Raw genomic sequence first — 13227 nt, forward strand, 5'->3', positions numbered from 1 at the left:
CTGACGGGGGCCAGGGCTGATGGAGAGCGGGTCTCCCCCGCCGCACACTGACCCGCAGCAGCAGAGCAGGCTCCCTTTCACACGGACAGGGAGCCTGCTCTGCTGCGTTGAACCTGCCGCAACGCTTACGGGCGGGGTTTCAGCGCCGGTATGCGCAGTCCTCCCCGCCCGTCCCAGCCTTTGAAGGCGTAGAAGCGCCCGGGTTCGCCGGTTTTCAGGAAGTCGCTCAGGGGCTCACGCATGGGCGGGGATTCGATCAGGTCCAGCGCCTCTTCCAGGGTGCAGAAGCGCGCCTCGACAATGAAGCCGTCCGGGTCGGCGGGGTTCAGCAGGCCGTCCCAGGTGGCCTCGAACGCCACGGCGATGGCGCGCTCGCCGCGCCGCTCGTCCTCGATATGCACGGTGTAGGCCATGTGCTTGATGCCTGTGAGTTTCAGGCCGGTTTCCTCGAAGATCTCGCGGTACAGCGCTTCCGGGAGGGTCTCGCCGGGTTCCACGACCCCGCCGGGCAGGGTGTGGCGCACGCGCCCGTGGCCCTGCCAGTCGTTCCCGACCAGCAGCACCCGCCCGAAGCGGTCGCGCAGGATCCCGGCGGCGACCAGCAGGTCACGCCGCGCCATGCGGGGTCTCCTGGGCGTCGCGGGCGGCCATGTCCATGAGTTGCAGTTCACGCTGCGCGCGGGCCAGGGCCGCCACGACGGGCGCGACGTTCCCGGCGATCACGCTGTCGAGCGGGTAGTTCTTGTCGTCGCCTTCGAGGCGGTGATCGGTCACACGGTTCTGTGGGTAGTTGTACGTGCGAATCTTCTCGCTGCGGTCGCCACTGCCGACCTGCGAGGCCCGCTGCGAGCGTTCGCGTTCCTCGCGGGCGGCGCGTTCGCGCTCGGCGAGGCGCGAGGCGAGGACCACCAGGGCCTTCTCGCGGTTCTTGATCTGCGAGCGGCCGTCCTGGCAGACGACCATGATCTCGTCGGGCGTGCCGGCGCGGTACACGGCGCGCACGGCCGAGTCGGTGGTGTTCACGCCCTGCCCGCCCGCACCCTGCGAGCGGAACACGTCGATGCGGACCTCGGACAGGTCGAGTTGCACCTCGTCCTCCTCGACTTCGGGCAGCACGGCGACCGTGACGGTACTCGTGTGGATGCGGCCCTGGCTCTCGGTGGCGGGCACGCGCTGCACGCGGTGAACGCCGCGTTCCCAGCGCAGTGCCCGGAAGGCTCCCTGCGCGCCGGGGCCGCCCGTGACTTCCGCCACGACCCGGCTGGCCCCACCCAGGTCGCTCTCGTTGGCGTCCAGGACGTTCAGGCGCAGGCCCGCGCCTTCCACGTAGCGGGTGTACATGCGCAGCAGGTCCATGACGAACAGGCCTGCCTCGGCCCCGCCCGCCCCGGCGCGCAGTTCCAGGATCACGTCCCGGCTGTCGTCGGGGTCGGTGGGCAGCAGCAGCACCACCAGTTCCGCCTCGATGTCCGTCAGGCGGGTTTCCAGGGGCGGAATCTCGCTGGCGGCCAGTTCGCGCATGTCCGGATCGGTCAGCAGTTCGCGCGCGCCGTCCAGGTCGGCCTGTACGCTGTCACGTTCGCGCAGCAGCGTGACCAGGGGCAGCAGTTCGCGGTGGCGGCGGGTCAGGCGGGCGTACTCGCGGGTGTCGGCCAGCGCGGCCGGGTCACCCAGGGCGCGCTCGACCATGCCGAACTCGGAGGCCAGTTCCGTCAGGCGGCTCATGGAGTGGGGGTCCGGGCCGCCCCGCAGGCGTGCCCGCGCGGGCGTGCCCCTGGGGGACCGTGAAGGTCAGGGCGGAGGGTGGTCACAGGAAACATGAACGCAGTCTAGCGTCCCACCCTGAACGGGACCGGAACGCTGCACGCGGCACCTTGGGGGTTTCAACGAAAAGGCTTCACATTCAGGCAACCTGAGAGGCCGGGGCCGTCCACACCTATCCCGACCCCCCGGCGCGGCGCGGACCGGGCGCTACAGTCGGGCGCATGAGAACCGTGACTGTGGGCATGCTCGGCTGTGGCACCGTGGGCCAGGACGTCCTGAACCTGATCGAACGCCGTGAAGCGATCTTCGCGGACCTGGGCGTGCGCATCGAGGTCGTGGGCGTCCTCGTGCGCGACACGGCCCGCGAACGCCGCATTCCGGCCGGGACGCCCCTGACCACCGACCCCGCCTTCCTGCAGGAGTGCGAGGTCGTGATCGAGGCGATGGGCGGCGTGGAACTTCCCATGACCATGCTGCGCCCCTACCTGCGCTCCGGACGGCCCGTCATCACGGCCAACAAGGCGCTGCTGGCCGAATGCTGGGACGAACTGCGCGACTACGCCCTGAACGGCAAACTGTACTACGAGGCGTCCGTGATGGCCGGCACGCCCGTCATCGGGCCCATGAGCACCGTGCTGCGCGCCAGCACCTTCACACGCCTGCAGGCCGTGCTGAACGGCACCTGCCTGTACATCCTGACGCAGATGGAACAGGGCCGGGACTACGCGCAGGCCCTCGCGGAAGCTCAGGCGCTCGGGTACGCCGAGGACCCACCCACCCTGGACGTCGGCGGCTTCGACACCGCGCACAAACTCACGGTCCTGGCCCGCTTCTGCGCCGACGGGAACTTCCGCTACGACCGCGTGCAGGTGCAGGGCATTGAGCACATCACGCAGGCCGACATCCAGGCCGCCCGCGAGCGCGGCGAACGCATCAAACTCGTCGCGGAACTCGAATCCGTGAACGGCGAGTGGCAGGCCCGCGTCGCCCCGCAGTCCCTGCCCGAAACTCACCCGCTGTGCACCGCCGGAGCCAGCCGCAACGCCATGGTCTACGAGGGGGAGGAGTGCGGCACCCTGATCTTCGCCGGGGGCGGCGCGGGCGGCATGGTCACCGCCAGCGCCATGGTCGGCGACCTGCTCGACCTGCTCATTGGCTTCCCCGGACACGTTCCTCTCCATTGAACTGGCCCCTGCACTGATGGGGGCGGGGCGGGGGAGGCAGGGCACGGTGGAGAACCACTGCGTCCCGCCTCCCGCGCCCCGCAAACGGATTACTCGTCGTCGAAGTCGTCCTCGTCGAGTTCCACGTCGCCCACGTCCTGATCGTCGGCCCAGTCTTTCAGGACGTTGGTGCGTCGCAGGTCGTCGCGGGGCGCGGCGAGGCGGGCGTTCTCGCGGTCCTCGCCGCTCATGACGCCCTGCGCGCGGCCCAGGACGGGCAGGTCGCCGGGTTCGACCTCGTAACGTTCGGCAAGGTACGCAGCGACCCACGCGCCGAAGTACCACAGGGCCAGCGCGGCGGGGTAGCCGCTGCTGCCGTCCGGGTAGGGCACGTGGATGATCTCGTCGATGCGGCTTTCGAGGATCTCGCGGGCCAGCATCAGGGTGTCGTCGGCGTCCCCGAGGATCAGGGCGACCCGGGCGTCGCCTTTCTCGTGCTGCGCCTCGAACGCACCCGTCACGAAGGGCAGCGGGTCGCCCAGCACCGGGATGCTCAGGGTCTTGCCGGTGCGGGCCAGCAGGTGCTGCCACGCGTGCGGGAGGGCCTCGGCTTCGGGCGCGGCAAGCAGCAGGGGCGTGCGGCCCCACAGGCTCCAGGCGAGGTCGCGGGCGGGGTTGTTCTCGGTGACGTGCGGGGCGCAGCGCCCGGCGAGGTCGCCCAGCAGGGCGTCGGCGGCGGCGGCCTCATCGCTGTGGCCGCTGGCGTGCGCGACGAACTGCGCGAAGTGGTACGTGGCGAGCGGGCCGCCGGGCACCAGCACGTCGATCTCCTCGGGGGTGCCGCCGGTGGCGACGCGGCGGGCGTTCGCGCCGGCCACGACGGCCAGATCGGCGTAATCGGTGGCCAGGGCGCTGGCGTCGGGGCTGCCGAGCACGAACTGCGTGCCGCCGCGCGTGAGGCTGCTGGCGATCAGGGTCTGGGCGATGGCGGCGGCCAGGGCGCCCTCGCCCACGCCGACCAGGCCGTAGGGAGCCTCGTCGGGGCGGGCGGGGCCAGCGTACGAGCCGGGCAGCGTTTCAAGCAGGGTCAGGAGGTTGATCGGGGCACTCATGCGTGACAGCGTACAGGGCGCGGGGGCGGCAGGTGGAGAGGCGCGCCGCAATCGCCCTGGCCGGGGGCGGGTGTCCCGGACGGCGAAAAAGGATGTTACAGACGCCGTTTCCTGCTTCACGCCCGCTTAATCTTGCGTGCTAGAATCCGGCGCGTGCGACTCCAGACAACCCCGTCACGGCCTGCGCCCTGCGGGCGGAACCCTCAACAAAAACACCACCCGCGAGGGTGGCGTTCTGGGACCTTCTGTGGTGCACTCGACTGGACTTGAACCAGTGGCCTTTGGCTTCGGAGGCCAACGCTCTATCCACCTGAGCTACGAGTGCATAGCTCGCGTACCCTAGCACCTTACATGAAGGAGATCAAGTGAAAAACAAGAAACTCGTGAACGGCCTGCTGAGCGTCCTGGCTCTGCTGCTGGTGGTGGGCATGGCCTACCAGTTCACCCCGAACCTGGGCTCGCTGTTCAACCGGCAGACCGGCACGCCCGCCCTGACCGTGAACGGCACGACCGTGACCGTCGAGTCGCTCGAAGCGGCCCGCCGTGCCAACCCCGTGCTGGCCAGCACCGATACCGGCGTGCTGGGCGACGACTTCAAGACCTTCGTGGTCGCGCAGCAGATTCAGCAGACGCTGGTGCAGAACGCCGTGAAGAGCGTCAAGGTCAGCCGCGCCGACGTGGCCGCCAAGGTCAAGGAAGTCCGCGAGGCCAACCAGCTGACCGACAACAAGGCCTGGACGGACGCGCTGCAGGGCGCCGGCCTGACCGACAGCTCGTACCGCGAGCAGGTCCGCCAGAGTCTGGCCGTCGAGCGCCGCGTCGAGGAGATCAAGAAGGCCGTGCCCGCCGCGACCGACGCGGAACTCCAGGCGTACTACGACCTGAACCCCGGCAAGTTCCAGACGGACGCCCGCATTCAGGGCCGTCAGATCGTCGTGGCCGACAAGGCCAAGGCGCAGGCCCTGCTGAAGCAGGCGCAGGGCGGCGCGGACTTTGCCGCGCTCGCCAAGGCCAACAGCACCGAGTTCGGTGACCGCAGCGGCGCGCTGGGCCCCATCGAGAACGGCGCACCGCGCCCCGTGGCGCAGGTGGCGCTGCCCGCCGAGGTGGGCGCGGCCGCGTTCGCCCTGACCGACGGCGGCCTGACCGACGTGATCGAGAGCGGCGGCAAGTTCTACGTCGTGAAGGTCGAGAAGTACCTCGCGCCCGCCGCCAAGCCCTTCGCGGACGCGAAGACCGACATCGCCACGGCCGTGAACGAGCAGAAGAAGAACGCCGCCGTGGAAGCCTGGGTGGCCGGCCTGGAAAAAGACGCCAAGATCGAGTTCAAGGACCTGAACTGGAAGGTCGAGGATCCCACCGTGGCGACCGTGGCCGGGCGGGACATTCCGTACTCCAAGGCCATCGAGCAGGTCGTGAACAACCAGCAGTTCTCGGCGCTGCTTCAGCAGGTGCAGCCCGAGCAGGCCTCGCAGCTCGTGAACTCCATCCTGAAACCCCAGGTGGTGCAGCAGCTGATCCAGGGGTACGCCGCGCCCACCATCGCCGAACGCCTGAAACTGAACCTGACCGGCACGCAGCAGGAAATTGCCGCCGGGATCGCCGCGTACGGCGCGCGCAACGTGAAGGTCACGGACGCCGAGGTGCAGGCCTTCTACATGGAGAACGCCGAGCAGTTCCAGACGCCCGCCAGCGGCACCGTGTTCGAAGTCAGCTTCAAGGACGAAGCCAGGGCGCTGGCGTTCCGGGACAGCTACGACGGCGAGGCCGAGTTCAGCGCCGCCGCCGTGAAGGCCGGCGGGACCCTCAGCGAGCGCGGTCAGGTGACGGCCGGCGACGGCAAACTGGACGAGGCCCTGAACGCCGCCGTGTTCACAGCGAAGGACCTGCGCGACGCGGGCGAGGGCAGCCTGAGCGACCCCGTTAAGGTCGGGGAGCGGTACTCGGTGGCGTACGTGACGGACCTGAAGGCCGCCGCCACCCAGCCCCTCAGCGCCGTGAGCGCGCAGATCAGGTCGCAGGTGCTGGCGCAGAAGCAGGGTGAGGAAGGCCAGAAGTTCCTGGCCGCGCAGGTCGCCACCCTGAAAGCCAAGGACAACCTCAAGACCGTGCTGGCCGCGCAGCAAAAGCGCGTGGACGCCGCCGCGCCCAAGGCCGCCCCCAAGACCGAAGACAGCACCGGTCAGGACAGCGCCGCGCCCGCCACGGACAGCACGACGCCCGCCACGGAAGGCGAAACCCCGGCGACCGCCCCCGCCGACCAGTAACCTTCCCTCCCCTGTTCCGGCCCCGCTCTGCGCGGGGCTTTTTCGTGCCGCCGGGCCGGATGAACGGCTCGCACGCGGGGCCACCTGCTTTTCGTGGGCGGCGCCCGCTAGAGCAGTTCTCCGAATTACGGCATCAGGAAAAAGGACTCCTGACGCCTCCATTCTCCGTCCTGCTCGGTCAAATTCACTCGCTCTGCTCGGCCATAAAGAGACCTTCTTTATGGCAAATGCTGTAGAGTCACGGGGTTATGCCGCGTGTCTTTTCAGGAATCCAGCCAACCGGTGAGCCTCACATCGGAAATTACTTCGGGGCCATGCGTAACTACGTGCGGCTGGGTGAGGAGTTCGGGAAGAACTCCATCTACTGCGTGGTAGACCTGCACGCCATCACGAACCCCGCGTCGTTCGAGCCGGCGCTGCTGGCGCAGCGGACCTTCGAGATGGCGCTGGCGAACTTCGCCGTGGGCCTCGACCCGAGCCGGGTGACGTTCTTCGTGCAGTCGCACGTACCGGAGCATCAGGAACTCGCGTGGATCTTCACGACCCTGACGCCGGTGGGTGAGCTGGAACGCATGACGCAGTACAAGGACAAGTCCGAGCAGCTGGAGAGCATTCCGGCAGGCCTGCTGATGTACCCGGCCCTGATGGCCGCCGACATCCTGCTGTACAAGGCCGATACCGTGCCGGTCGGTGAGGACCAGACGCAGCACATCGAACTGACGCGCGAGATCGCCCGGAAGTTCAACCACGCGTTCGGGGAAACCTTCCCGGAACCGAAAGCCGTGTACGAGAAGCAGGCCCTGCGGATTCCCGGCGTGGACGGCAACGGCAAGATGGGCAAGAGCAAGGGCCCGGGCAGCACCATCGGGATTCTGGAACCGCTGGACGCCATCTGGCAGAAACTGCGGGTCGCGCCGACCGACCCGGCCCGCGTGCGCCGCACCGACCCCGGCAACCCGGACGTGTGCCTGATCTTCGATTACCACAAGCTGTTCAGCGACCTGGATACGTTGCAGACCGTGGACGCCGGGTGCCGCACGGCCGGGATCGGCTGCATCGACTGCAAGAAGACGCTGCTGGCCGGCATGACCGAGCACCTGAGCCCCATCCACGAGCGGGCCGAGGCGCTGAAGGCCGACCCGGACTTCGTGCGTGACGCGCTCGCGCAGGGAGCCAGGGAAGCCCGCGCCACCGCGCAGCCGATCATGGAGGAAGTGCGCGAGAAGGTCGGCTTCCTGAAACTCTGAGTGCCGTCCCCTTGACCGCCGCCCCTGTGACCACCGCCCCCGTGACCGCCGCGCCCACCCTGCCCTCCCCTGCCCCGCCGCTTCCGGCCGGGGCTGGGTTTACCGTGTCGCTCCCGGCGTTCACGGGCAGCCTGACGGACCTCGCGTCGGCCCTCAGGACCGGGCGGGTCGGGCCGGGCGAGGTGCCACTGCTGCGCCTCACGCGGGACGTGCTGGCCTGGGCGCAGGCCGTGACGGGCGGCCCTCTGAGCGCCTCGCCGGACCTGCTGCCCACCCTGGCCGCCGTGATCGCCCTGAAAGCCCGGCTGCTGCTCCCGCAACCTGAGCCGGACGACCCCGAACCGGGCGGCGAGTGGGACGAGTCGCTGGACGACGTGCTGGGGGGCGTGGAGGCCCTGGCGGAACTGGACGCACTGGTGGGCTTCCTGGCGGCCCGCCGCCGCGAACGCGAGGGCCTGATCCCCGCGCAGGCCGCGCCGCTGAACCTGCCGCGCCGCGAACGCCCCCGCAACCCGCAGGGCAGCCTCGCCCGGCTTGTGAAGGCCGCGCAGAACGCCGTGCGTCAGGTCGAGGTGCCCCTGCTGGCCCGCGACCGCCTGACCCTGGCCGACGCGCTGGGCGCCCTGCGCGCCTTCGGCACGCGCCTGCGGACCTTCACGTTCCGGGGCATCCCCACCCAGGACTGGGGCGAACAGACCACCTACTTCGCCGCGCTGCTGGAAGGGGTCAAGGAAGGCAACTTCAGCGTGCAGCAGGCCGAAACCTACGGGGACATTCAGGTGCAGTCCCATCTGCGCGAGGCCAGCGACGCTGACTGAACCAGGGTCGGGGGGCGGAGGTCAGCGGGCCAGTTGCGCCTGCACCGTCCCGGACGCCGGGTCGAGCGTCACGGACGGCCAGGGGTTCGGCGTGCGGTCCGTGCGGATGTCGATGCGGTAGGTCGCGCCGGGTTCCAGCGTGACGGGCGTGACCACCCCACCCCGCAGGACCGGTTGCGCTGGCCCACCCAGCGGCGTGACGGTCACGGTCACGCGCCGCACCTCGTCCAGCAACGCTTCCGGGACCGAGTCGGTCGGATCGGCCGTTACCTGTCCGTCGGTGACGCGCACGCGCAGGTCCGCGTAGTACGTCAGGAACTCTGCGTCCGGCGCGAACGCGGCCAGCGCGGCCGTGAACGTGGGCGCCCAGACGGTCACGGTCCAGCGTTCTGCGGTCACGCGCAGGTCCGGGCAGTTCAGGGCGTAGTCCGGCGGCACGCTCCCGGATGCCGCGCCCGTTCCGTACTCCAAGATGCCCATCGGCCCCACGCGCGGCGACGCGGCGCAGATCGCGGCCTGCTGCGCGTCACTGAAGTCCGTGAAGGCGCTGGGAATCACGGACGAGGTCGGCACGCACCCGACCAGCCCCAGGACGCCCGGACCTGCCCGCCGCGCACCACGCGACCGGCCGGACCTGAGCAGACTTCACCCTATCCGGCCGGTCATTTCAAGGGGGCAAGAGGAGTCCAGATCAGGTGCGCGCGAATGCGACCGCCGCCTGCACCTGCTCGTCTGACGGGCGCACACCGGTGTACAGCACGAACTGCTCCAGCGCCTGGAGCGCCACGACCTCCAGACCGGTCACGACGGGTCTCCCCTGCCGCCGCGCCTCCACGATCAGGGGCGTCTCGCTGGGCAGGGCGACCACGTCGAACACCGTGCCCGCGCGCGCGATCTGCTCGGGCGTGAAGGCCAGCGTGTGTTCGTCCGCGCCGCCCGCCATGCCCAGCGGCGTGACGTTCACGAGCAGGTCACCGTCCTGAACGTCGGGCGTGGTGGGCTGCCAATCCCAGCCGCACCTCCCGGCGAGTTCACACCCGGCCCTCTCATTGCGGGCGACGATCACGCCGCGCGTGAAGCCCGCGTCCCGCAGGGCGCTCGCTACGGCCTTGCCCATGCCGCCGCTACCGCGCAGCACCACCCGCCTGTCGCGGTTCAGCGCGTGCCGTTCGATCAGGATCTGAATGGCGGTGTAATCCGTGTTGAAGGCTTTCAGGTGCCCGCCCGTGTTCACGATGGTGTTCACGGACCCGATGGCGGCCGCCGAGGCGTCCAGTTCGTCCAGCAGCGGAATCACGGCCTCCTTGAACGGCATGCTGACCGCGCAGCCGCGCACGCCCAGCGCCCGGAGGCCCGCCACGACGCCCGCGATGTCCTGCACGCCGAAGGCCTTGTACACGAAGTTCAGGCCCAGCGCCGCGTACAGGTGATTGTGAAACCGCGTCCCGAAGTTGCTGGGACGGGCCGAGACGCTCATGCACAGCGTCGTCTCGCGGTCGATGTCCAGCTTGCTCGCGCCGGAGCCCATCTCAGCCCTCCAGGCCCAGCATCAGATTGAGGTTCTGCACGGCCGCCCCGCCCGCGCCCTTCCCGAGGTTATCCAGCCGCGCGGCCAGCAGCACCCGCTCGCCGTCCCCCGAGGCGTACACGAACAGTTCCAGGTCGTTCGTGCCGTTCAGGGTCTGCGGGTCCAGCACCTCCGGGTTGTCGGCCATGTCGAACACGCGCACGTACGGCTGCCCGGCGTAATGCGCCGCCAATGCCGCTTGCAGCGCGTCCGGGGTGGTGCCCAGCTCGCGCAGGTGCAGCGGGATGGTCACGGTCATGCCCTGCGCCCACGCGCCCACGTTCGGCGTGAACACCGGCGTGCGGCTCAGGCCCCCGTAGCGCATCGTCTCGGGGATGTGCTTGTGCCCCAGCCCCAGCGCGTAACTCAGAAACTCGCCCTTCATCGCGTGCGGTTCGTTCTTCTCATGCGCGTCCACCAGCGCCCGGCCCCCGCCCGTGTACCCGCTGTACCCCTGGATACTGACCGGGAAATCCGCCGGTATCAGGCCCGCGCCCGTCAGCGGCGCCAGCAGCGAGATCGCGCCCGTGCTGTAACAGCCGGGGTTCGCCACGAACCGCGCCGCGCGGATCGCGTCCGCCTGCCCCGCGTTCAGTTCCGGAAAGCCGAATACCCACGCCGGATTCACCCGGTGCGCCGTACTCGCATCCAGCAGCCGCGCCGCCGGGTTCGTCGTCAGCGTGACCGCCTCGCGCGCCGCGTCGTCATGCAGGCACAGGATCGACACGTCCGCCGCGTTCAGCAACTCCGCCCGCGCCGCGCTGTCCTTCCGCCGCGCCGGGTCGATACTCAGCAACTCGATATCCGCGCGGCCCTCCAGCCGCTGCCGGATCTGCAAGCCGGTCGTTCCGGCCTCACCATCAATAAATACCCTGGGGACTGTCATGATTGATTCTCCATCAGAGACTGCGTGACCTGCGCGTGCAGGCGTTCGAGTGTCATAGCCAGGGACATCCCTGGTTTCAGGTGCGTCTGGCAGAGGCGGCACGTCATGCACGGCCCACCCCGTAGCACAGCTGCACGAGCCGCTTCAGGTCGCCCTTGGCCGGGTCGCCCTGTTCGATGCGCCGGATGAGTTCGGCGGGCGTGAGCCATTCGGCGCTGCTGAAATCGTCGGGGTTGAAGGTGGGCGGGTCGTCGCGGCGCAGTTCGTAGACATGCATGAAAGCACTCAGGCCGTCGCGTGGGCCAAAGCTGGCGATCTGCTGCCAGGGGAGGTCGTCCATGTTCAGGTTCAGTTCCTCCTGCGTCTCGCGCCGGAAGGCCTGTTCGTACGTCTCGCCGCGTTCCACGTGCCCGCCGACGCTCATGTCCAGGCAGCCGGGGAACAGGCGTTTGTGCGCAGTGCGGCGCGGAATCCACAGCTGGCCCGCCCGGTTGACCAGAAACGCGTTGATGACGCGGAAGGTCAGGCCGCGCGCATAGGCGTCCTCGCGGGTGACCGCGCCGATGACCTCGTCGTGGTCATTGACGAGGTCGAGCCATTCCTGCTGTGCCTCCGCTGCCGTCATGCTGTCCATTCTGAGGCCAGGACGGCGTACGCGGCGTCGTCCGTCCATTCGCCCCGGTGCAGGTAACTCTGGAGGCTGGTGCCCTCATGCCGGAAGCCCAGGCGGATCAGCAGCGCCGCGACCGCCGCGTTGCGCGGGTCGATGCTGGCGTGAACGCGGTGCACGCCAAGGTCGGTGAAGGCGTGTGTGATGAGGGCGTGCAGGGCCTCGCGGGCGTACCCGTGCCCCTGGGCGTGGCGGGCGAGGGTCACGCCGACTTCCGCCTGTGATCCCTGGGTGTTCAGGGCGACGTCACCGATGACCTCGCCGCCGGGCAGGGTGACGGCGCGCTGCACGCAGCCGGGCGAACCCAGCGGCGCGCCGGACACGAGGCCCGCCACCGAGTCCAGCGTGGCGGGCAGCGCCCAGCCCTGGTACTGCGCGACCTGCGGGTCGTTGCGGTACGCCAGGACGGAGGGCAGGTCGTCCGGTGTCAGTGGCCGGAGGGTCAGGCGGGGGGTGGTGAGGGTGGTCATTACCAGCGGGGTTTCAGGTCGCCCATGACGTGGTACATCAGGGCTTTCTGGGCGTGCAGGCGGTTCTCAGCCTGATCGAACACGCGGCTCTTGGGGTGTTCGGTGGCTTCGGGAACGGTTTCCTCGCCGTAGTGGGCGGGCAGGCAGTGCAGGAAGATGCCGTGCGGGGCGAGGGTATCCAGCATTTCCGGGGTGACCTGGTAGCCCTGGAAGGCGCGGCGGCGGATGTCGGCCTCGGCTTCCTGGCCCATGCTGATCCACACGTCGGTGTACAGCACGTCGGCTCCGGCGATGGCGGCGAGGTCGTTGGTGAGGGTGATGTTCACGCCGGCGCGCACGGCGTCCATGAGGACTCCGGCGTTCGGTTCGTACCCGACGGGGGTGACGATGGTGACGTCGGTGCCGGTCAGGATGCCCATGTGGATGTGGCTGTTGGCGAGGTTGTTGCCGTCACCGATGTACACGACGCGGCGGCCCGTGAGGTCAGTGCCGAATTCTTCCTCGATGGTCTGGTAGTCCGCCAGCAGTTGCGCGGGGTGCAGCATGTCCGAGAGGCCGTTGATGACGGGGACGCTGGCGTGCTGCGCGAGTTCCTGGAGGGTCTGCTGGAGGTACACGCGGCCCATGACGGCGTCCACCCAGCGCTCCAGGTTACGCGCGACGTCGGACACGCGTTCGCGGGTGCCGAGGCCGATCTCGGTGTTCGAGAGGGTGATGGCGTGCCCGCCGAGCTGGTACATGCCCACGTCGAAGGTGGTGCGGGTGCGCAGGCTGGCCTTCTCGAACACCAGCGCGATGCTCAGGCCCGCCAGAGGTTTCACGGCGCGCCACTCGCCGCGTTTCATGGAGTGCGCGGTGTCCAGTACGGCGCGCAGCTCAGCAGCGGTCATGTCGAGGTTGCTCAGGAAGTCACGCCCGGCCATGACGGGTCTGGGCAGGGTGTCCTGGGTGAGCAGCGCGGGCGCAGCGACTGGCGCGGTGGCCTGCGCTGCGACTGCATCTTTTTTCGTGACAGGTTTGCGCCCCGCCACGGTTTTTTTCGGGGCGGCGCTGGCCTTGGCCTGGGTTTTCTTCGTTGGGGCGACCTTCGTCATAGGCGAGGAGTATACCCGCTTCGCGTCAGCTCAGCCTCACCCCCGGTGCGCAGCGCATGAATATGCATTCTGGATGACTGGACATGCAGACCGGGATGCGGTGCGCGGGAAGCAGGAGGCAGCGAACACCACCTCCCGCACGCCCCTTGCCTGATACGGACTCCGTCCG

Annotated in this window: 13 protein-coding genes and 1 tRNA gene; 4 read left to right on the forward strand and 10 right to left on the reverse strand. The window is 69.3% G+C overall.

Annotation, left to right across the window (positions count from 1 at the left end):
- Window positions 1–125 precede the first annotated feature (125 nt).
- Both M8445_RS01425 and prfA read right to left on the reverse strand, forming a co-directional pair.
- Window positions 126–620: an NUDIX hydrolase gene (locus M8445_RS01425; RefSeq protein WP_273989158.1), complete on the reverse strand. Its 495-nt coding sequence runs from the start codon at window positions 618–620 to the stop codon at window positions 126–128.
- The gene (gene prfA / locus M8445_RS01430) at window positions 607–1725 is read right to left on the reverse strand and encodes a peptide chain release factor 1 (RefSeq protein ID WP_273989159.1); all 1119 of its coding nucleotides are present in this window, start codon (window positions 1723–1725) and stop codon (window positions 607–609) included. The genes M8445_RS01425 and prfA overlap by 14 nt, the downstream gene beginning before the upstream one ends.
- 260 nt (window positions 1726–1985) lie before the next feature.
- Between prfA and M8445_RS01435 the strand changes: the two genes are divergently transcribed.
- Window positions 1986–2948 (forward strand): homoserine dehydrogenase, encoded by a 963-nt coding sequence (locus tag M8445_RS01435; protein ID WP_273989161.1) that lies wholly within the window; start codon window positions 1986–1988, stop codon window positions 2946–2948.
- Between the two features lie 89 nt (window positions 2949–3037).
- Here M8445_RS01435 and M8445_RS01440 read toward each other — a convergent pair whose 3' ends face one another.
- Together M8445_RS01440 and M8445_RS01445 are read right to left on the reverse strand one after the other, a co-directional pair.
- Complete coding sequence (locus tag M8445_RS01440) at window positions 3038–4039, reverse strand: SIS domain-containing protein (protein ID WP_273989162.1); 1002 nt, start codon at window positions 4037–4039, stop codon at window positions 3038–3040.
- Between the two features lie 248 nt (window positions 4040–4287).
- Window positions 4288–4364 (reverse strand) — tRNA-Arg (locus M8445_RS01445).
- Between the two features lie 40 nt (window positions 4365–4404).
- Between M8445_RS01445 and M8445_RS01450 the strand changes: the two genes are divergently transcribed.
- The 3 genes from M8445_RS01450 (at window position 4405) to M8445_RS01460 (ending at window position 8371) form a co-directional block, all read left to right on the forward strand.
- Window positions 4405–6306, forward strand: coding sequence for a peptidylprolyl isomerase (locus M8445_RS01450; RefSeq protein WP_273989163.1), 1902 nt, complete (start codon window positions 4405–4407; stop codon window positions 6304–6306).
- A gap of 248 nt (window positions 6307–6554) precedes the next feature.
- A complete protein-coding gene (gene trpS / locus M8445_RS01455; protein WP_273989165.1) occupies window positions 6555–7553 on the forward strand; it encodes a tryptophan--tRNA ligase in 999 nt (332 codons plus the stop codon).
- A gap of 59 nt (window positions 7554–7612) precedes the next feature.
- A complete protein-coding gene (locus M8445_RS01460) occupies window positions 7613–8371 on the forward strand; it encodes a segregation and condensation protein A (RefSeq protein ID WP_273990798.1) in 759 nt (252 codons plus the stop codon).
- Between the two features lie 21 nt (window positions 8372–8392).
- Here M8445_RS01460 and M8445_RS01465 read toward each other — a convergent pair whose 3' ends face one another.
- The 6 genes from M8445_RS01465 to argF form a co-directional block, all read right to left on the reverse strand.
- Window positions 8393–8944 (reverse strand): hypothetical protein, encoded by a 552-nt coding sequence (locus M8445_RS01465; protein WP_273989166.1) that lies wholly within the window; start codon window positions 8942–8944, stop codon window positions 8393–8395.
- A gap of 118 nt (window positions 8945–9062) precedes the next feature.
- Entirely contained in the window at window positions 9063–9899 is an 837-nt protein-coding gene (locus M8445_RS01470) for a shikimate 5-dehydrogenase (protein ID WP_273989168.1), read from the reverse strand.
- 1 nt (window position 9900) lies between these two features.
- The gene (gene argC / locus M8445_RS01475; RefSeq protein ID WP_273989169.1) at window positions 9901–10824 is read right to left on the reverse strand and encodes an N-acetyl-gamma-glutamyl-phosphate reductase; all 924 of its coding nucleotides are present in this window, start codon (window positions 10822–10824) and stop codon (window positions 9901–9903) included.
- A 103-nt stretch (window positions 10825–10927) separates the two neighbouring features.
- Window positions 10928–11449, reverse strand: a complete 522-nt coding sequence (locus tag M8445_RS01480; RefSeq protein WP_273989170.1) for an NUDIX hydrolase — start codon at window positions 11447–11449, stop codon at window positions 10928–10930.
- Window positions 11446–11964, reverse strand: a complete 519-nt coding sequence (locus M8445_RS01485; protein WP_273989172.1) for a GNAT family N-acetyltransferase — start codon at window positions 11962–11964, stop codon at window positions 11446–11448. Before M8445_RS01485 ends, M8445_RS01480 begins: the two co-directional genes overlap by 4 nt.
- A complete protein-coding gene (gene argF, locus M8445_RS01490) occupies window positions 11964–12887 on the reverse strand; it encodes an ornithine carbamoyltransferase (RefSeq protein ID WP_273990799.1) in 924 nt (307 codons plus the stop codon). The genes M8445_RS01485 and argF overlap by 1 nt, the downstream gene beginning before the upstream one ends.
- Between the last annotated feature and the right edge of the window lie 340 nt (window positions 12888–13227).

The organism is Deinococcus aquaticus, assembly GCF_028622095.1.
GTDB classification, from domain to species: domain Bacteria; phylum Deinococcota; class Deinococci; order Deinococcales; family Deinococcaceae; genus Deinococcus; species Deinococcus aquaticus.

Coding starts and splice junctions, on each gene's coding strand:
- M8445_RS01425 (WP_273989158.1), bottom strand. CDS start 620: ATGGCGCGGCGTGACCTGCTGGTCGCCGCCGGGATCCTGCGCGACCGC.
- M8445_RS01440 (WP_273989162.1), bottom strand. CDS start 4,039: ATGAGTGCCCCGATCAACCTCCTGACCCTGCTTGAAACGCTGCCCGGC.
- M8445_RS01480 (WP_273989170.1), bottom strand. CDS start 11,449: ATGACGGCAGCGGAGGCACAGCAGGAATGGCTCGACCTCGTCAATGAC.
- M8445_RS01485 (WP_273989172.1), bottom strand. CDS start 11,964: ATGACCACCCTCACCACCCCCCGCCTGACCCTCCGGCCACTGACACCG.
- argC (WP_273989169.1), bottom strand. CDS start 10,824: ATGACAGTCCCCAGGGTATTTATTGATGGTGAGGCCGGAACGACCGGC.
- M8445_RS01470 (WP_273989168.1), bottom strand. CDS start 9,899: ATGGGCTCCGGCGCGAGCAAGCTGGACATCGACCGCGAGACGACGCTG.
- trpS (WP_273989165.1), top strand. CDS start 6,555: ATGCCGCGTGTCTTTTCAGGAATCCAGCCAACCGGTGAGCCTCACATC.
- prfA (WP_273989159.1), bottom strand. CDS start 1,725: ATGAGCCGCCTGACGGAACTGGCCTCCGAGTTCGGCATGGTCGAGCGC.
- M8445_RS01435 (WP_273989161.1), top strand. CDS start 1,986: ATGAGAACCGTGACTGTGGGCATGCTCGGCTGTGGCACCGTGGGCCAG.
- argF (WP_273990799.1), bottom strand. CDS start 12,887: ATGGCCGGGCGTGACTTCCTGAGCAACCTCGACATGACCGCTGCTGAG.